The following is a 17,800-nucleotide window of genomic DNA, read 5'->3' on the forward strand; positions in this document are numbered from 1 at the left end:
GCAGCGTGATTGGGCGACGGACAGGCTGGTCGTCGCTACCATCGGTTACAGGCAGCGGCATCTGCATTCCGCCTGTTCCCGTGCGGTGATCCACCCTCTGCAGTCTTGGATGAAGTTGCCGATATGAACTGGTCACACAACGCTCAGCAGCAGCCACGATGGGGACACAGCACCATGCGATTCGGCCGTACAAAACAGCGCGGCGACCCCGTGCAGGAACACATCGACTGTCTGGTGGGCTGCGGCACGACCGTGACGGGCGATCTGACGTTCGCGGGGGGCTTGCGCATTGATGGCCATGTCGAGGGTGACGTGATCGTCTCGCCGGCCATTCCGGGGACGCTGGTGATCGGCGACCAGGGCAGTGTGGCCGGGGACGTGCGGGTGTCGCACCTGATCGTGTTCGGCCGGGTGCTGGGCACGGTCTACGCCAGCGGACTGGTGGATCTGCGCATCAGCGCCCAGGTGGCGGGTGATGTGCATTACGGTGCAATCGAGATCGAGAAGGGCGCGGTGGTCGAAGGCCATCTCGTCAAACACAAGACGGCGGGTACGGTGCAATGAGCGGTGTTCAGTCGGTGATCGGGGCGTCGGACCCCATGTTCGTGTTCGCCCGAGCCGGGCGGCTGGACTGTCCGTCGAGCACGGATGTGCAGGACGCCTGGCGCCATTTTTCCATCCAGGTCGCCCGCGATCCGCTCGACATCGAGGCCCACACGCGCCGCGTGCTGCTGGCCAGTCGGCCGCCGCTGACCGACCGGGCCTTCGGGGCGCTGGTGGATCTGTTCCTGGCGCTCGGCGACCACGGTCGGGGTCTGCGCCGGCAGTTGCTGGAGCAGGCGATGCCCTGGCTCGATCCCGACGACGCCCATTTCCTGCGCACGCACCTGGATACACGCCTGTCCCGCGGCGCGCAGTTGCCGACCCAGCGCTGGTCGGTGCTGGACACGGCCGTCCTGGGTTCGCTGGACATGGTGGGGCTGCAGCGCCGCCAGGTCGCCCAGGAAACACCGTTCCAGCAGGCCATGTCGTTACTTGAATATGGCGATCTGGCAGGCGCGCGTGGCATGCTGGAGGTCGCGCTGCTGGAAGAGCCTGACAATGAGGAAGTCAACCGCGAACTGCTGGCCATCTACCAGCACAGCCGGGACGACGCAGGCAAGGCCGACATGGCCGACAAGCTTGTCGCACGCCACGGCGCGCTGCCTTCGGGTTGGGCTTGAGACGCTGTCCAGCGTTCCGAGCAGACATCCCAGCCGATCGATCTATGACTTTGAGCCTGTAGTCAGTGGAAGCCACCAAGCTGCAAACCCGATTGAAGGTCGTCCTTCTGTCACTGCCCCCACGCACCCAGGCGGTGCTGGATTTCTTCTTTTCGAGCACAGGACGCAGCAGTTTTGCGCCGTCGAGCGAAGAGGCTGCCGACGTGGCCATCTTCGACTTCGATACGCTGGAGTCGCGCCAGCACTGGGAACGCTGGCATGGACGGCGCGGCGGCCCTGGCATCGCCCTGTCCACCCAGTCCCAGGACGTGGACTCGGCGATCTGGGTGCAAAAGCCGGTGACGCCGGCGGCCTTGCTCGCGGCGGCCGCGGAGCTGCGCACGCGGCGCTGGAGCGGCGGTGTTGCGGTGTCTGCACCGGCGGCTCCTGCGGTGGTGCCGGCCCCGGCGCCGGTGCCTGCGCTCCCGCCAATCGCTGAACTGTCGACATGGACGGAGAGTCCTGCTCCTGCAACTGCGCCCGCTGCCGTGGTGCGGCCGGTCGCGCCACGGCCGGTGGTGGCCTCGCCTGCGCCTGCACCAAGTGGCGGATTGGGGGGGCTGTTTCGCCGGATCTTCAACAAGTCCGCACCCGTTGCGGCGCCCGTTGCCGCACCTGCTCCGACGCTGGCTCCGGCGCCTGTGCCGCCCCCATTGCCGGTTACTGCGCCGGTTACTGCGCCGGTTACTGCGCCGGTTACTGCGCCACAAGTCCGCACCCGTTGCGGCGCCCGTTGCCGCACCTGCTCCGACGCTGGCTCCGGCGCCTGTGCCGCCCCCATTGCCGGTTACTGCGCCGGTTACTGCGCCGGTTACTGCGCCGGTTACTGCGCCGGTTACTGCGCCTGCGCCTGCGCGCACACCGATCCCCGTGCCCCCGGCGGTCCCCGCAGCACCAGTGGTCAAGCCTGCGCCCATACCGCCCCCGCCTCCGCCGAAACCTGCACCGCTGCCAGCCCCCACGCCAGCACCTGCTCCGGTGCTGGCCCCGCCGGCCCCTGTGCCTGCACCCGCCGCCGTGGCCGCACCCGTCCACGATGCCCATGGCCACCGCCGCCCGCGCCCCGAGGAACTGGTCGAGGAATCCCGCTACTGCGGCCAGCGTGCCGATGTGGCCGATGCCGCCCAACTGGCCGATGGCAGCCTGCGCTACGACCCGGCCCAGCACCTCGTGGGCGTGCTCAAGGATGCTTACCTGGTCAGTTGCAAGTGGCAAGTGCCGACCCACCTCGACAGCACCGCCGGCCGCATCACCGTCGATGGCACCACCAACCTCATCTACTGCGAGTTCAACGCCGAGCAGCTCGCTGCGCTGGTGGGCAAACCCCTCGACAAGCGGCCCAAGACGCGCGCATTCAGCCGCCAGGAGTTCGCCGATCTGCAGGGCACGCTGGAGAAGAAAGCCTTGGTGCAGCGGCTCGACCATGTGCTGTGGCAGACCGCGCTGGAGACCTCGGCAGGCCGGCTGCCGGTTGGCGTGGACCCGGTCGCTCCGGTCTACCTCAAGCACTGGCCCAATCTGACCCGTCTGCACCGCACGCCGCACGCTTTGCGCATTGCGGCCTTGTGGACCACCAGGGGCGCAGGGTTGCTGGAGACGGCCCTGACGCTCAAGATCGCCCAGCGCCACGTGTTCGCGTTCTACAACGCGGCACTGGCCCTGGATCTGATCACTGAAGACGGCGCGCAGGTCCGCAGGGCACAGCGCAAGACCAAGAACAACCGCGGTCTGCTGACCCGCTTGTTCGGCTGGCTGAACAAATAAGCAACATGGCCCAAACCGATCACAAAATCATCTTCACCGGCCCTGTCGGTGCAGGCAAGACCACGGCCATCGCCTCGATCAGCGACATCGAGCCGATCCGCACCGACGAACATGCGTCGGACATGACCCAGAAGCGCAAGTCCGCCACCACCGTGGCCATGGACTACGGAATGATCCGTCTGGGCCCGAAGGAGAAGGTCCACCTGTACGGCACGCCCGGCCAGGAACGCTTCGACTTCATGTGGGACATCCTGACCAAGGGCGGGATCGGACTGGTGCTGTTGCTCGACAACACGCGCCCGACGCCGTTCGAGGACATGCGCTTCTACATCAAGGCGTTCAAGGAGTTCATCGATGGCACCCGGCTCGTGATCGGCGTGACGCAGATGGACGCCCGTCCGACGCCCACCATCGACGAGTACGTGCGCCAGCTGGCCGAGCTGGACGTGTCCGCGCCCGTCTTCGAGGTGGACGCCCGCCAGCGCACCGATGTCTCGACGCTGATCGAGGCCCTGCTGCTCCAGATCGACCCGACCCTCTGACCCGGTAACTTCCGCGCCACCCATGGACCATTACACCCTCACTGGCGAGTTCTACCTCCACCCGACGCCGGCGGGTGCCTACTACGCCGCCAGCCGGCCCACCCGTGATCCAGCACGGCTGTTCCTGCAGCGGCTGCTGCGCGAATCCGAGACGCCACGCCTGACCGCCGACCTGGTGCAGGACTGGATGTCGATGGGGCAGCAGGACGCGCTGGAGTTCATCTACCGCCTGCAGTCCTCGGGCTTCGTGCAAGGGCTGCCGATGCACGTCGAGGTGCCGCCCGACTCGATCGAGGCGATGCTGCCGCCGTTGCTGGCGCAGTTGTCCGACGAGGGCAAGGCGATCCTGGCCGACAAGCGCGGTCTGTACCTGGGCACCGCCGGCTTTGCGCATGAGACGGCCGAAGAACTCGCCGCACTCGGCGGTGACCTGGCCAGCGTCCACGAGCGCCACGCGCGGCTGCTGCACGGCAACATGCGCCTGCGCAGCGACGGCTGGGGCATGGTGAACGCCGCGGGCTACTGCGAAGTCGGTTTCTGGCCGCTGTACTTCGGCGACGACTACTTCATCCTGATCGTCAATGGCATGCCACGGTTCAACCAGGAAGCCTTCACCACGCTGGTGTGGACCCTGGGTGTGCGCTACGGCAACACGGCCTTCTGATGTCCATTTCCCTCCCCCGATCTCCCTTTTTTCTCTCGAAGGAACTGCCCCATGCGTGAAGACCTGCTGAACTCGATCCTGAGCGAACTCAACGGATCCACCGCCGACATCGAAGCCTCGGCCGTGTTGTCCACCGACGGCCTGATGATGGCCTCGATGCTGCCGGCCGGCATGGACGAGGACCGCGTGGGTGCCATGAGCGCCGCCATGCTGTCGCTGGGCGACCGCACTTCGCGCGAACTCGCCCGCGGCGAGCTGGAGCAGGTGCTGGTCAAGGGCGCCAAGGGTTATGTGCTGATGACGTACGCGGGCAAGGACTCGGTGCTGACGGCGCTGTGCAAACCGAATTCGCGTCTGGGCCTGATCTTCCTCGACGTGAAGCGCGCCGCCGACGCCATCAGCAAGGTCATCTGATCGGTCGGTCGAGATCGAGGGAAATCGATGATGACCGATATGAGTGAGGCGGATCTGGTCCCCGCAGCGCCGCACCGTGCGCTGACGTTGAGCTACCACGATGGGCGTACCCGTCGTGTGCTGGTCAACGACCAGGAGGTGCCGTACCCGGATGGCATGCTGATCGTCTCGCGCACCGACTCGGCGGGCATCATCACGCACGCCAACCAGGCGTTCGTGGACATGTCGGGCTATGCACGCGACGAGCTGATCGGCGAGAGCCACTGCATCCTGCGCCACCCGGACATGCCGACGGCCGCGTTCCATGACCTGTGGGACACGGTCAAGCGTGGTGCCAAGTGGCAGGGCTACGTGAAGAATCTGCGCAAGGATGGCGCGCATTACTGGGTCTTCGCCACCGCGATCCCCAATGTGCGCGAGGGCCGCGTCGTGGGCTACACGTCGGTGCGCCGCAAGCCTTCGCGCGCCAAGGTCAACGACTGCATCGCGCACTATGCGCGGCTGCGCAGCGAGGAGCTGAAGTGACCCTGGAACTGACCGTCAGCCCGGACTTCTCGCCCGAGCACATCGCCGGCTGGTACGTGTTCAACACCTGGCTGCAGCGCAAGCTTGGCGTGCGGATCCACCTGGAGCTGTACGAGGATTTTTCTACCCAGCGCCAGGCGATCGCGGCAGATCGGGTAGACCTGATCTACGCCAATCCCTACGACGCGGCCGTGCTGGTGCGCGAGAAAGGGTTCGTGGCCATCGCCGCGCCGCAGGGCAAGGCCGACGAGGTGGTGATCGCCGTGCCGGCCAGCTCGCCTGCGCAGACCGTGGAAGACCTGCAGCCGGGGTTGCGCCTGGCCATGACCCACGACCCGGATGTGAACCTGATCGGCATGATCCTGCTGGAATCGGCCGACCTGACCCGCGACAACACGCAGGCACAGCAGGTTTCGACCTACGTCGTGCTCGCCCGCGCCCTGCTGCAAGGCAAGGCGGACTGTGGTTTCTTCCTTCAGGAAGCGTTCGATGACCTGAGCGCCCCGATCCGCCGCCAGTTGCGCCCGCTGATGACCAGCCAGATCAGTCTGGTTCACCATGTGCTGCTGGTCGGGCCGCGGTGCGCAGCGCTGCGCGAGCCGCTGCAGGCGCTCTTGCTGGGCATGTCGGCGCCGGGCTCGGATGGCCGCGCCACGCTGCAAGCCCTTGGCCTGCGTGGCTGGGACAAGCAGGATCAGGAAGACACCGAATTCATGATCGACCTGATGGACACCTTGATGGTGTGAAAACGGACATGTTGCGACCCCCCCTGAAGCGTCACCTCCTCCCCCTTGCGCTGGCCCTGTCGGCCGGACCTGTTCTGGCCCAGACTTCGTCGGCCGGCGCACCCGCGCCGACGCAGCGCACGACGGTGGAGCAGGACAACCTCTGGGACATCGCCGGCCAGCTTGCCCCGGCCATGGGTGCCACGCGCCAGCAGGTCATGGTGGCGGTGCTGCGCCGCAACCCGGACGCCTTCGTCAAGGGCAACATCCACCGCCTGCGCCGCGGCGTGCCGCTGGTGCTGCCTGGGCAGAGCGAGGTGCTGGCCGAGGACCGTGCGGGTTCGGTGGCGCTGGTTGCCGACCACTTGAAGGCGCTGCGGGGCGGGGCTGTGCTGACGCCGCTGGTTCCGCGTGCAGCGACCGAAACGCCCGCGCCACCGGTTGCTCCGTCGCCACCCCCCCCGCCTCCCGCACCGGTGGCGCCACCGCCCGCACCGGCTTCTGTCCCCACTCCGGTCGAGAAACCCGCGTCGGCGGTGGAGCCTGCGGCACCGGTCGCATCGGCTGCACCACCCATCCCGGCCGAGCCGGTCGCCTCCGCGCCCGTGGCGGTGGCGGCTGCATCCGAGGTGGCCAGTGCCGCGGTCGGTGGCGGTTCGGCGTCGCGGGTGTTGCCGTGGTTGCTGGGGCTGGGCGCGTTGACTGGTGGCGTGATCCTGTGGCGCCGTCGGCGGGCCGGATTCCAGCCGGATGGGCCGGCACCGGACTTCACGAACACGCTGAGTGCCACGCGCACTGGCGGCCCGCGGGTGTTCGACATCTCGAATGCGGCCGCCGAGATGGCCCGCTCGGTGGAAACCTCGCAAGCCGCGACCCAACTGGTGCGCAGCAACGCCAGCGCCGGTGCCGACGTTGGGGATGAGGTGGATGTGTCCCGCTTGGCGGAGCAAGCCGCCATCAAGCTCGACATCGCCCGCGCCAGCCTGGAGCTTGGCCGCACGGACAGTGCGCGGGCGCTGCTGCTGGCGGTGGTGCGCGAAGGCTCCGGGCGCCATGCGGCGGAGGCCGCCGAGATTCTCGCGCGCATGGGCTGAGGGCGAGAGACCGGCCCGGTCTCTCGGGCCGTTTCAGCCCAGCTCAGCTCAGATCAGTTTACGTGGCGAGAACTGGCGGGCCGCCGGGATCTGCTCCGCTGACCGCACCGCGCGGGTCAGCACCTGGTCCGCATCGATCGGGCCCAGTGCCTCGCACAGCGCCACATAGAACTGGTGGACAAGCTGCGAGAGTTCGGCCGGCGTGCCGTCGATCACCCAGGACACCTGCATCGGCTGTGCCCAGGCATCGCGCACCTGCTTGCGCACGGGCTGCGAAAGGCGGCCCTGGTCGAGCTGCTCCAGCGCGCTGCTGCGCAAGTCGGTCAGCGAACCCGCGTGAAAGCGTTGCACCTCGGTGAGCGCATTGCGCAGCAGTTCGGCGCAGACCACCCGGTCCGGTGATGCGGGTGGTGCGGCCGGGGCGGGGGGCAGGGCTGTCACCATCGGCTGCGAGGTGCCCGCTGCCGATGCCGCTGGATCGAAGGGTGTGGCTGCGGCACTGGCCGGCATGGGCGCTGGAGCGGGGGTGGGTGCAGCGGGGGTGCCGATCTGCATCAGCGGCCAGGGGTCCATCGGCAGCTCGCTTTCAGGCTGCTTCAGGGCCTTGAAGTACGCCTCGTAGAGCTTCTTGCGGCTGGCGGCGTCGATGTGGTTGCGCGCGGCCACCTGGTCGATGTAGCCGATGATGTCGGACACCGAATCGCCACGCATCGACTGGTGCTGCATCCGCAGCGCATCGAGCAGGGCGTCCTCCTCCAGCAGCGGCGACAGCACGGCGTAGGCGGCGCGGCGCCGCTGGGACAGGGCTTGGGTGGCCATCGCGTCAGGCTTCCTTGTGCAGTTGGCCCGGCGAGTTCTGGAACTCGGGGTAGCCGATCTCGTGGTGCTCGGTGTAGTCGAGGCCGCGCTGCTCGTTGAGCGTGGGTGCGCGCAGGCCGATCAGCTTGTCCACCAGCTTGAAGCACACATAGGCCATCGGGAATGCCCAGGCGAAGGCCGCCACGGCGCCGAGTGCCTGCACCATCACGCGGCTGCCGTTGAACAGGTCGCCCTCGAAGAACAGGCCCGCGGCGATCAGGCCCCAGGTGCCGCCCAGACCGTGGACCGCGATGGCGTCCACGGTGTCGTCGATGCGGCGCTTGCGCAGGGCTTCCGCGCCCCAGGTACACAGCGCGCCGGCCACGACACCGGTGACGATGGCCGTGACTGGATTCAGCGTCGCGGCACCAGCCGTGAGCGACACCAGGCCGCACAGGCTGCCGTTGACCGACGCGCTCATCAGGATGGGACGGCCGGTGAAGCGCATGAAGGCCAGCGCGCCGATGCCACCGGCACAGCCGCCGAGGTAGGTGTTGAGCAGCACGGTGCCGAGCTGGCCGCTTTCGACGCCGGCGATCGAGCCACCGTTGAAGCCGAACCAGCCCAGCCACAGGATGAAGCCGCCGAGGGCCACCATCGGCAGGTTGTGGCCAGGGATGTCGCGCACCTCGCCGTTCTTGCCGAAGCGGCCCAGGCGCGGCCCGAGTGCCAGCAAACCTGCCAGCGAGCACCACGCGCCCACCGAGTGGACGGCACCATCACCGGCCAGATCGACGAACCCCATGGTCTTGAGCCAGCCGCCCGGATTCCAGGCCCAGTGGGCGTAGACCGGGTAGATCACCAGCGCCATCAGCGCGGCAAACGTCAGGTAGGCGCCGTAGCGCATGCGCTCGGCCACCGCGCCGGAGACGATGGTCACGGCGGTCGTGGCGAACATCATCTGGTAAAGCAGGCCGACCGCGTCGGTGGCGCCCAGCTTCTGGGGTGCGAAGCCGCCGCCGCCGATCAGGCCTTCGATGGAGGGACCGAAGGCCAGACCGTAGCCGACCACCCAGAAGCTCACCCCGATGAAGCAGGTGCCCAGGTAGATCTTCATGATCACGTTGATCGAGTTCTTGGCCCGCGACAGACCGCCCTCGACCAGCGCAAACCCCGCTTGCATGAAAAACACGAGGGCGGTGCAGATGCCCACCCAGACTAGGTTGATCAGTTCATTCATCGCTTCGAGCACCCGCAGAATTGGACTTGGACATCGGACTACAGCCGTCTGGAGCCGGATTCTGGCCGAATTTGCAGGGCAAAGACGATGCCAATTGAATCAAAGGCTTACAGCACCCTAAAGTGAAAAAATCACACACTTTAGGGGCTGCTGGCTGTGCTGTATTCCATCGGAATCTGGCGCCAAATCTCAATGGACTCTGCGGAAATTTGGCGGTGGCGCGCTCGAAAAAATGGCAGAAACGCCGTGTTCAGGCTGGAAACACGCCCGTGGAGAGGTAGCGGTCGCCGCGGTCGCAGACGATGAAGACAATCGTGGCACCGCGCACCTGCTGCGAGAGCTGCAGCGCAGCCCAGCAAGCACCCGCCGCCGAGATGCCCGCGAACAGCCCTTCCTCGCGGGCCATGCGGCGGGCCATGTCTTCGGCGTCGGCCTGGCTGACCAGCACCAGCTCGTCCACGCGGCGCGGCTCGTAGATCTTCGGCAGGTAGGCTTCCGGCCATTTGCGGATGCCGGGGATGCGCGAGCCTTCGGACGGCTGCGCACCGATGATGCGCACGGCCGGGTTCCGCTCCTTCAGGTAGCGCGAAGTGCCGGTGATGGTGCCGGTGGTGCCCATGGCGCTGACGAAGTGGGTGATCTGGCCGTCGGTGTCCTGCCAGAGTTCGGGGCCGGTGGTCTCGTAGTGGATGCGCGGGTTGTCGGCGTTGGCGAACTGGTCGAGCACGCGGCCCTTGCCGTCGCGCGCCATCTGCTCGGCGAGGTCGCGGGCGTATTCCATGCCGCCGGCCTTGGGCGTGAGGACCAGTTCGGCACCGAACGCCTTCATCGTCTGGGCGCGTTCGATGGAGAGATCCTCCGGCATGATCAGCACCATCCGGTAGCCGCGCACGGCCGCCGCCATGGCCAGCGCGATGCCGGTGTTGCCCGAGGTGGCTTCGATCAGGGTGTCGCCGGGCTGGATCTCGCCGCGCTCCTCGGCCCGGCGGATCATGCTGATGGCCGGGCGGTCTTTCACCGAGCCGGCCGGGTTGTTGCCTTCGAGCTTGGCCAGGAGGACGTTGCCACGCTCGGTGGCGTCGGCGCCGGGCAGCCGCTGCAGGCGCACAAGCGGGGTGCGGCCGATCACGTCTTCGATGGTCTGGTAGGCGGGCATGGGGGTGGTCTCCGGAGGTGGCGCAGCGCCGATGTGGCACATTTTGGCAGCATGGCCGCGGGCGCGCTGCCGTTGATCGAAGCGGCGTTTGTCCATGCCATAATCGCGGCTTCGCGCCGTACGCAGCGCGACACCCACCTGCCGGAGTGGCGAAATCGGTAGACGCAGCGGATTCAAAATCCGCCGCCCTCAACAGGCGTGCCGGTTCGAGTCCGGCCTCCGGCACCAGTGCTTCAACCGCTGAAGACACTGCAGGTACTGCATACACTTCTCTCTCCCTCTGTCAGAGAGTCTTCCCATGCCCCAGCTCCCCCCCGTCACCAAAGCATTGATGCTGATCTGCACGGCGATGTACTGCCTGCAGATGCTCGCGGGGTACTGGGTCGAAACGCTGTTCGCGCTGTGGCCGCTGGGCAGCGGGCCGTTCATGCCGTGGCAGTTGATCACCTATGCCTTCCTGCACGGCAGCATGGGCCACCTGTTCTTCAACATGCTGGGCCTGTGGATGTTCGGTGCCGAGCTGGAGTCGGTCTGGGGCCGCCAGCGTTACCTGCAGTTCCTCGCGGCCAGCGCACTGGCGGGCGGCGTGGTGCAGTTGCTGGTGGTCAGCCTGGGTGTCACTGGGGGCGGTCCGACGCTGGGTGCATCGGGCGCTCTGTATGGGCTGCTGATGGCCTTCGGGATGATGTTCCCCGACCGCACGATCATGCCGCTGTTCCCGCCCATCCCGATGAAGGCCAAGGTCTTCGTGCTGGTGTTCGGCGGGATGGAGCTGCTGTTCGGTCTGGCGGGTGCGGGTGGCGTGGCCCATTTCGCACACCTCGGCGGCATGCTGGGTGGCTGGCTGACGCTGCGCTTCTGGCGTGGTCTGCCGCCGTTTCCCCCGAAGCAGCGCCGCCGCTGATCAGGCGAGCAGGCCGGCGCTGACCTCCGGGTAGCGCAGCACGGTCCGCAACTCCCGCTTCATCCGCTGGTTGTCCAGCCGGCGCGATTCGCCCATGAAACTGAGCAGCATCGGGCTGAGTTGCGTGCGGGCTTCTTCGCGCGAGATGCGCCGTGGCAGCGGCAGCCCGCAGAGCCGGGCGGCCAGGTCGAAGTAATCCCCCATCTTCAGTTCGGTGTCGTCGCAGGCGTGCCAGATGCGCTGCGGCCGGCCGCGCAGCAGCGCCGCGACACACAGCCGCGCCAGATCGTTGGCGTGGATGTGGTTGGTGTAGACATCGTCTTCGTGGCGGAGCACGGGGGTGCCGCGCGCCAGCCGCTCGCGGGGATGGCCGCCGGGCCGATCGCCGGCGTAGATGCCGGGAATCCGCAGGATCGACGCCGTCACGCCGTGGACCAGTGCCCAGCCCCGCAGGGTGGATTCGGCCGCGACCCGGCGCCGCGCCCGCGCATTGGCCGGCGCGACGGGGCGGGTTTCATCGAAGCGGGCGCCGCCGGTGTCGCCGTAGACGCCAGTGGTGCTGCCGTAGACGAGGCGCTGGCAGACGGTGTGGCGCCCGAGGGCCTGCAGGAGGTGGCGGGTGCGTGGGTCGTCGTCGCCTGTGGTCGGCGGGGGCGCCAGATGCAGCACACGCGGGGCGAGCGCGCCCAGCCGGCGCAGCGTGGCTGGTGCGTCCAGGTTGCCGATGAGCGGGGTGATGCCGCGTTGGCGCAGGTCGGCAGCGCGCTCGGGCTGGGAAGTCAGCGCCCGCACTGTCCAGCGGCCACCGAGTGCTTGCACGGCGCGCTGGCCGACATCCCCGCAGCCGATGACCAGCAGGCGCGGGCGCCGCATCGGGCGCAGCGGCCGCAATCGAGGGGCTGCGGCGGCATGGTGGGAGCGCAGGCGGGCAGGGTGGGGCATGGGTCGGGTTCTTTCGGATCGGTGCGGCACAATCTCGCGCGCGGCGACATGGCCGTGGACCACGGACAGCGCCAGGACGGCCCAGAGGATACGAGCAATGACTTTCACGGTGACAGTGCAGCCCGCGGGCCGCAGCTTCGAGGTGGCGCGCGACGAGGCGATGCTGCCGGCGGCCATCCGCCAGGGCATCGGTTTGCCCTATGGCTGCAAGGACGGGGCTTGCGGGTCGTGCAAGAGCCGGCTGCTGGAGGGGCGCGTGCTGCACGGCGCCCACCAGACCAAGGCGCTCAGCGAAGCGGAAGAGGCGGCCGGTCTGATCCTCACCTGCTGCGCCACGCCGCAGACGGATTGCGTGGTCGAGTCGCGGCAGGTGACATCAGTGGGGCAGTTCCCGGTCCTGAAGATGCCGGTGCGGGTGACGACGATCGAGCGCCGCGCGCCGGACGTGGCGGTACTGACGCTGCAACTGCCGGGCAACCAGGTGTTCCAGTACCACGCGGGCCAGTACATCGAATTCATCCTGCGCGACGGTGCCCGGCGCAGCTATTCGATGGCGAGCGCGCCGGAGACGGCGCAGGGCCAGATGGAACTCCACATCCGCCACATGCCCGGCGGGCGCTTCACCGACCACGTCTTCGGCGCGATGAAGGAGCGGGAGATCCTGCGTGTGGAGGGGCCGTTCGGCAGTTTCTTCCTGCGCGAGGACAGCACGAAGCCGGTGGTGCTGCTGGCGTCCGGCACGGGTTTTGCCCCGATCAAGGCGCTGATCGAGCACATGCAGGCGCGTGGCATGACCCGCGAGGCGGTGCTGTACTGGGGCTGTCGCAGCGAGGCCGATCTCTACCTGCACGACTGGGCGCTGGAGATGGCGCGCACGCTGCCCTGGCTGCGTTATGAGCCGGTTCTGTCGGAGGCTGGGGCGGGCTGGCAGGGGCGCACGGGGTTCGTCCACCGGGCGGTGATGGCGGATCTGCCGGATCTGTCCGGGTACCAGGTCTACGCTTGCGGGGCGCCGGTGATGGTGGCGTCAGCCCAGCGGGATCTGGTGGCGCAGTGCGCGCTGCCGGAAGAGGAGTTCTACGCCGATGCGTTCACCAGCGAGGCGGACAAGCACGGGGGCTGACCGCACGGGGCTGAACAATGCGAAAGGCCCGCCAGAGCGGGCCTTTGCGATCGATCCACCCGGATCAGTCTTCAGGCAGCGGCAGCAACCGCCAGGGCCTTGACCTTGGCAGACAGGCGGCTCTTGATGCGGGCGGCCTTGTTCTTGTGGAAGATGCCCTTGTCGGCGATCGAGTCGATCACGGCCTGGGCAGACTTGAACGTGTCGCCAGCCTTGACCTTGTCGCCCGTGGCAACAGCCTTCAGCACGCCCTTGACGGCGGTACGGAACTTCGAGCGCAGCGAGGTGTTCGCGGCATTCAGCTTGACGTCCTGGCGGACGCGCTTGAGGCCCGAGGCAATGCGGACGGTCTTCTTCTTGGCTTTGGAAGCGGTGGCCATAAATGTGTCTCGTGTTCCGGGTGGAGGAAAGCCTAGCACTATAGCATGGATAATCACAGGCTTTGCGACCGAGTCCCCCCTGCCCATGAGCCTGCTTCGATCTGCCTCTGTCGTGTCCGCCCTCACGCTGGCCTCCCGGATCACCGGACTCGTGCGCGAGCAGCTCATCGCGGCGGCCTTCGGGGCGAGCAGTGCGACCGATGCGTTCCAGGTCGCGTTCCGCATTCCGAACCTGCTGCGCCGCCTGTTTGCCGAGGGCGCGTTCTCGCAGGCGTTCGTGCCGATCCTGGCCGCATCGCGCACGACCCACGGCGACGCCGCCACGCAAACGCTGATCGATGCCGTGGCCACCGTGCTGCTGTGGACGCTGACGGCGGTGTGCGTGCTCGGGGTGGTCGGCTCGCCGGTGCTGGTGTGGGTGATGGCGTCGGGGCTGCCGGCCGATGCGCAGGATTCGGCCACGGTGATGACCCGCCTGATGTTTCCCTACATCGGCTGCATGTCGCTGGTGGCGCTGTCGGCGGGGATCCTGAATTCGTGGAAGCGGTTCGCGGTGCCGGCCGTCACGCCCGTGCTGCTGAACCTGAGCGTGATCGCCGCCGCATGGTGGCTGACGCCGCAGTTCGCGCGCTGGGCGATTCCGCCGGTGTACGCGCTGGCGGTCGGCGTGATGGTGGGCGGGGTGCTGCAGCTCGGAGTGCAGTTGCCCGCGCTGCGCCATGTCGGGGTGATGCCGAAGCTGGGGTTCACGGTGGCCGCATTCCGCCAAGCCTGGGCGCACGAGGGCGTTCACCGCATCCTGAAACAGATGGCACCGGCGCTGCTCGGGGTGTCGGTGGCGCAGTTGTCGCTGCTGGTGAACACGCAGATCGCCTCGCACCTGGCCGCAGGTTCGGTGTCGTGGCTGACTTACGCCGACCGGCTGATGGAGTTTCCGACCGCGCTGCTGGGGGTGGCGATGGGCGTGGTGCTGCTGCCACAGTTGTCGGCGGCGCAGGCCAAGGGCGACATGGACGCCTACTCGGCGCTGCTCGACTGGGGCCTGCGGCTGGTGGTGCTGCTGGCGCTGCCGTGCGCACTGGCGCTGCTGGTGTTTCCGCAGCCACTGGTCGCGGTGCTTTACCACTACGGCGCGTTCACGGCAGAGGATGTGCGCCAGACCGTGATCGCGCTGATGGGCTACGGCGCCGGGCTGATGGGGCTGGTGGCGATCAAGGTGCTGGCGCCGGGGTTCTACGCCCGGCAGGACATCCGCACCCCGGTGCGGATCGCCATCACCGTGCTGGTGCTGACGCAGGTGCTGAACGCGGTGTTCGTGCCGCGGCTGGGCCACGCGGGGCTGGCGCTGTCGATCGGGCTGGCGGCACTGGTCAATGCGACCTGGTTGCTGATCGGCCTGCGCCAGCGGGGCAGCTACCGGCCGTCGCCGGGCTGGCTGGGGTTCGGTCTGCGCGTGGCGGCGGGCTGCGCGGTGATGGCGGCCGGGCTGGCCTGGGCGGCACACGCGATCGACTGGCTCGGGATGCGGGCACAGCCGGGGCTGCGGGTCGCGGTGCTGGCGGGCGTGCTGGCGGCGGCGGCGGCGGTGTACTTTGGTGTGCTGCGGCTGGTGGGGGTGAACTTGCGGCAATTTGCACGCCGTTGAGGGCCTGCAGGCGCTGACCGATACACTTTGGGCCATGGAGTGCCCCTCGCCATCCCCGCTGGACTATTTCGCTGCCCTGGTGCGCGACGACGACAGCCTGTCGCTCACCGAAGCGGCTGGCGCGATTGCGCTGGCGACGCATCCCACGCTGGATCTCGCCGCCCTGCAGACCGAGCTGGACACGCTGGCCCAGCGTTTGCGCCAGCGTCTGCCCTCCGACGCGGGGGCGTTGCAGCGGGTGCGGGGGCTGCACCAGTTCTTCTACCGCGATCTCGGCTTTGGCGGCAATGTCAACGACGTGCGCGATCCCGACAACAGCCACCTCCACGCCGTGCTGCAGCGTCGGCGCGGCCTGCCGATCGCGCTGGCCGTGCTCTACCTCGAACTCGCCGGACAGCTCGGGCTGCAGGCGGATGGCGTGTCCTTCCCCGGCCATTTCCTGCTCAAGCTGCACCTGCCGCTGGGCGAGGCGGTGATCGACCCGGTGGACGGCCGCTCGCTGACGCGGGCCGAGCTGGAGGAGCGGCTCACCCCCTTCCTCGACCACGGTGGACACCTCGATCCTGCCGCCGGTCTGGACCTGGGCGCCTGGCTGGGCGAATACCTGCAACCGGCGTCGGCGCGCGAGATCCTCGCCCGCATGCTGCGCAATCTGGCGGTGCTGTACCGGGAGGATGGCGATCTGCCGCGCCTGCTGCAGATCCAGCAGCGCCAGGTCGTCCTGGAACCCGCGGATGTGGCGCTGCGCCGCGCGCTCGACCGCACCCGCGCGGCGCTGGGCCAACCGGAAGGCGATTGAACCGCATGAGGACCGCATGAAACTGTCCCTGACCCAACGGCTGATGCTCGCCTGGCTGGCGCTGGCGCTGGTGTCGGTGCTGCTGGTGCGCTTGCTGGCGCCGGTGCTGACGCCGTTCCTGACGGCGGCGGTGCTGGCCTATGTGCTGCAGCCGGCGGTCGATCGGCTGTCGCGGCACCTGCCACGGGCGCTGGCGGCGGTGCTGGTCGAGCTGGCGGCGATCGCGGCGGCGCTGGGAGTGGCGCTGCTGATCGTGCCCATCATCTCGCGCGAGCTGCCGGTGCTGCGCGACCAGATCCCCGTGCTGGCGGTGCGGCTCAATGACCATGTGGCGCCGTGGCTGACCGAGCACGGCTTCGCGGTCAAGCTCGACACCGAGAGCATCAAGGCGTTTGTCGTCAAGTATTTCGATGCCAACGGCGATGGCTGGCTGTCCGCGCTGCTCAGCTCGGCGCGCATTGGCGGCAGTTTCTTGCTGGCGATCATCGGCAATGCGGTGCTGGTGCCGGTGGTGACGTTCTACCTGCTGCTCGACTGGCACGACCTGCAGCGCCGCCTGTGCCGCATGGTGCCGCCGCGGTATCTGGAGGCGGTGCTCGACTTCGCGCAGGAGTGCGATGCGGTGCTCGGACAGTACCTGCGCGGGCAGTTGATGGTGATGCTGATCCTGGCGGCCTACTACACGGTGGCGCTGGCGCTGGGGCGCTTCGATCTGGCCTTGCCCGTCGGCATCTTCACGGGGCTGGCGATCTTCGTCCCCTACCTGGGCTTCGGCATCGGCGCGGCGCTGGCCTTGCTGGCGGGTGTGTTGCAATACGCGAATCTGTACGGCGTGGGGGTGGTGGCGGTGGTGTATGGCGCAGGCCAGGTGATCGAGAGCTTTTTCCTCACGCCACGGCTGGTCGGCGAGCGCATCGGCCTGCACCCGCTGGCCGTGATCTTCGTGCTGCTGGCCTTCGGGCACCTGTTCGGCTTTGTCGGCGTGCTGCTGGCGCTGCCGGCCGGGGCGCTGGTGCTGGTGGCGCTGCGGCGCTTGCGCACGGGTTATGTGGCCAGTCGGCTCTACCAAGGATGAACCTCTCGAATGTCTCGTGGAATGCCTCGTGACCGGACACCACCGCTGATGCGGCAGGTGCCGCTCGCCTTCGGGCCGGAGCCGGTGCTGCGCTTCGACACCTTCCTGCCCGGCGGCAATGCGCAGTGGGAGCAGGTGCTGATGGCGCTGCTGTCGCCGAGTCCGTCGATGCCGCTGTACCTGTGGGGCCCGCCCGGCAGCGGCAAATCCCACCTGCTGCACGCCGCACGCACGCAGGCGCAGTCTTTCGGGCTGCACGCACTGAGCTTCGACCTGGCCTCGCCCACGCCCTGGGAGTACGACGAGGATGCGCGCCTGCTGCTGCTCGACGACTGCGACCGCTACGACGCCGAGCGCCAGCACGAAGCCTTCCGCATGTTCATCGAGGCGACGATCGCCGGCGTGCCCATCATCGCGGGCGGACGGCTGCCGCCCGTGGACCTGCCCGTGCGCGACGACCTGCGCACGCGGCTGGCGTGGGGGCTGGTGTACCGGCTGGTGCCGCCGACCGACGAGCAGGTCTGCGCGCTGCTGCACCGCGAGGCACAGCGGCGTGGCATCCCCCTGAGCGACGAAGTGCTGGCCTACCTGCTCAGCCACAGCGAGCGTGACCTGACCCACCTGATGGAGCTGCTGGGCCAGCTCGACCGCTACGCCCTGGCGACCAAGCGACCGGTGACGCTGCCCCTGCTGCGGCAGATGCTGGCCGAGCCGGACCTGCACACGCTCTGATCTGCGTTCCCTGACT

20 protein-coding genes and 1 tRNA gene are annotated in these 17,800 nt (G+C 68.2%); 16 read left to right on the forward strand and 5 right to left on the reverse strand.

What is annotated here, in order from left to right; translation table 11 throughout:
• The first annotated feature begins 174 nt into the window (after positions 1-174).
• The 9 genes from QZW52_RS00640 to QZW52_RS00680 all read left to right on the forward strand — a co-directional run bounded on the left by QZW52_RS00640 (position 175) and on the right by QZW52_RS00680 (position 6,990).
• A complete protein-coding gene (locus QZW52_RS00640) occupies positions 175-564 on the forward strand; it encodes a bactofilin family protein (RefSeq protein WP_293993970.1) in 390 nt (129 codons plus the stop codon).
• Positions 561-1,223 (forward strand): hypothetical protein, encoded by a 663-nt coding sequence (locus tag QZW52_RS00645; protein WP_293993973.1) that lies wholly within the window; start codon positions 561-563, stop codon positions 1,221-1,223. The genes QZW52_RS00640 and QZW52_RS00645 overlap by 4 nt, the downstream gene beginning before the upstream one ends.
• Positions 1,224-2,240: 1,017 nt before the next feature.
• Positions 2,241-3,026: a hypothetical protein gene (locus QZW52_RS00650; protein WP_293993975.1), complete on the forward strand. Its 786-nt coding sequence runs from the start codon at positions 2,241-2,243 to the stop codon at positions 3,024-3,026.
• A gap of 5 nt (positions 3,027-3,031) precedes the next feature.
• Positions 3,032-3,568, forward strand: a complete 537-nt coding sequence (locus tag QZW52_RS00655; protein WP_293993977.1) for a GTP-binding protein — start codon at positions 3,032-3,034, stop codon at positions 3,566-3,568.
• Between the two features lie 22 nt (positions 3,569-3,590).
• A complete protein-coding gene (locus tag QZW52_RS00660; protein ID WP_293993978.1) occupies positions 3,591-4,232 on the forward strand; it encodes a hypothetical protein in 642 nt (213 codons plus the stop codon).
• Between the two features lie 51 nt (positions 4,233-4,283).
• The gene (locus QZW52_RS00665; RefSeq protein ID WP_293993981.1) at positions 4,284-4,646 is read left to right on the forward strand and encodes a roadblock/LC7 domain-containing protein; all 363 of its coding nucleotides are present in this window, start codon (positions 4,284-4,286) and stop codon (positions 4,644-4,646) included.
• 30 nt (positions 4,647-4,676) lie between these two features.
• On the forward strand, positions 4,677-5,171 hold the full coding sequence (locus QZW52_RS00670; RefSeq protein ID WP_293993984.1) for a PAS domain-containing protein: 495 nt from the start codon (positions 4,677-4,679) through the stop codon (positions 5,169-5,171).
• The gene (locus QZW52_RS00675) at positions 5,168-5,917 is read left to right on the forward strand and encodes a phosphate/phosphite/phosphonate ABC transporter substrate-binding protein (protein ID WP_293993986.1); all 750 of its coding nucleotides are present in this window, start codon (positions 5,168-5,170) and stop codon (positions 5,915-5,917) included. Before QZW52_RS00670 ends, QZW52_RS00675 begins: the two co-directional genes overlap by 4 nt.
• An 8-nt stretch (positions 5,918-5,925) precedes the next feature.
• On the forward strand, positions 5,926-6,990 hold the full coding sequence (locus QZW52_RS00680) for a FimV/HubP family polar landmark protein (RefSeq protein WP_293993988.1): 1,065 nt from the start codon (positions 5,926-5,928) through the stop codon (positions 6,988-6,990).
• A 48-nt stretch (positions 6,991-7,038) separates the two neighbouring features.
• On the opposite strand, the gene QZW52_RS00685 is transcribed toward QZW52_RS00680, so the two are convergent.
• The 3 genes from QZW52_RS00685 to cysM all read right to left on the reverse strand — a co-directional run bounded on the left by QZW52_RS00685 (position 7,039) and on the right by cysM (position 10,184).
• A complete protein-coding gene (locus tag QZW52_RS00685; protein ID WP_293993991.1) occupies positions 7,039-7,809 on the reverse strand; it encodes a hypothetical protein in 771 nt (256 codons plus the stop codon).
• A gap of 4 nt (positions 7,810-7,813) precedes the next feature.
• On the reverse strand, positions 7,814-9,028 hold the full coding sequence (locus QZW52_RS00690; protein ID WP_293993994.1) for an ammonium transporter: 1,215 nt from the start codon (positions 9,026-9,028) through the stop codon (positions 7,814-7,816).
• Positions 9,029-9,278: 250 nt separating this feature from the next.
• Positions 9,279-10,184: a cysteine synthase CysM gene (gene cysM, locus QZW52_RS00695; protein ID WP_293993997.1), complete on the reverse strand. Its 906-nt coding sequence runs from the start codon at positions 10,182-10,184 to the stop codon at positions 9,279-9,281.
• Positions 10,185-10,324: 140 nt separating this feature from the next.
• Between cysM and QZW52_RS00700 the strand changes: the two genes are divergently transcribed.
• Together QZW52_RS00700 and QZW52_RS00705 are read left to right on the forward strand one after the other, a co-directional pair.
• A tRNA-Leu gene (locus QZW52_RS00700) sits at positions 10,325-10,412 on the forward strand.
• 70 nt (positions 10,413-10,482) lie between these two features.
• A complete protein-coding gene (locus QZW52_RS00705; RefSeq protein WP_293993999.1) occupies positions 10,483-11,088 on the forward strand; it encodes a rhomboid family intramembrane serine protease in 606 nt (201 codons plus the stop codon).
• Here the strand turns inward: QZW52_RS00705 and QZW52_RS00710 are convergent, their stop codons facing one another.
• Positions 11,089-12,030 carry an NAD-dependent epimerase/dehydratase family protein gene (locus QZW52_RS00710; protein ID WP_434738250.1) on the reverse strand — a complete coding sequence of 314 codons (942 nt, stop codon included), beginning with the start codon at positions 12,028-12,030 and terminating at the stop codon, positions 11,089-11,091.
• A 97-nt stretch (positions 12,031-12,127) separates the two neighbouring features.
• Here QZW52_RS00710 and QZW52_RS00715 point away from each other — a divergent pair, with 97 nt between their 5' ends.
• The gene (locus tag QZW52_RS00715; RefSeq protein ID WP_293994001.1) at positions 12,128-13,153 is read left to right on the forward strand and encodes a CDP-6-deoxy-delta-3,4-glucoseen reductase; all 1,026 of its coding nucleotides are present in this window, start codon (positions 12,128-12,130) and stop codon (positions 13,151-13,153) included.
• Positions 13,154-13,224: 71 nt separating this feature from the next.
• On the opposite strand, the gene rpsT is transcribed toward QZW52_RS00715, so the two are convergent.
• Positions 13,225-13,533 carry a 30S ribosomal protein S20 gene (gene rpsT / locus QZW52_RS00720; RefSeq protein ID WP_293994003.1) on the reverse strand — a complete coding sequence of 103 codons (309 nt, stop codon included), beginning with the start codon at positions 13,531-13,533 and terminating at the stop codon, positions 13,225-13,227.
• 85 nt (positions 13,534-13,618) lie between these two features.
• Here rpsT and murJ point away from each other — a divergent pair, with 85 nt between their 5' ends.
• Genes murJ through hda form a run of 4 tightly spaced genes read left to right on the forward strand, consistent with a single transcriptional unit; the run spans position 13,619 to position 17,784 of the window.
• Complete coding sequence (gene murJ / locus QZW52_RS00725) at positions 13,619-15,178, forward strand: murein biosynthesis integral membrane protein MurJ (protein ID WP_293994006.1); 1,560 nt, start codon at positions 13,619-13,621, stop codon at positions 15,176-15,178.
• A gap of 34 nt (positions 15,179-15,212) precedes the next feature.
• Complete coding sequence (locus tag QZW52_RS00730; protein WP_293994009.1) at positions 15,213-15,977, forward strand: SirB1 family protein; 765 nt, start codon at positions 15,213-15,215, stop codon at positions 15,975-15,977.
• A gap of 16 nt (positions 15,978-15,993) precedes the next feature.
• Entirely contained in the window at positions 15,994-17,052 is a 1,059-nt protein-coding gene (locus QZW52_RS00735; protein WP_293994013.1) for an AI-2E family transporter, read from the forward strand.
• A gap of 21 nt (positions 17,053-17,073) precedes the next feature.
• Positions 17,074-17,784: a DnaA regulatory inactivator Hda gene (gene hda, locus QZW52_RS00740; protein ID WP_293994016.1), complete on the forward strand. Its 711-nt coding sequence runs from the start codon at positions 17,074-17,076 to the stop codon at positions 17,782-17,784.
• Positions 17,785-17,800 lie beyond the last annotated feature (16 nt).

Source organism: Sphaerotilus sp. (genome assembly GCF_013299175.1).
Taxonomy (GTDB): Bacteria; Pseudomonadota; Gammaproteobacteria; order Burkholderiales; family Burkholderiaceae_C; genus Sphaerotilus.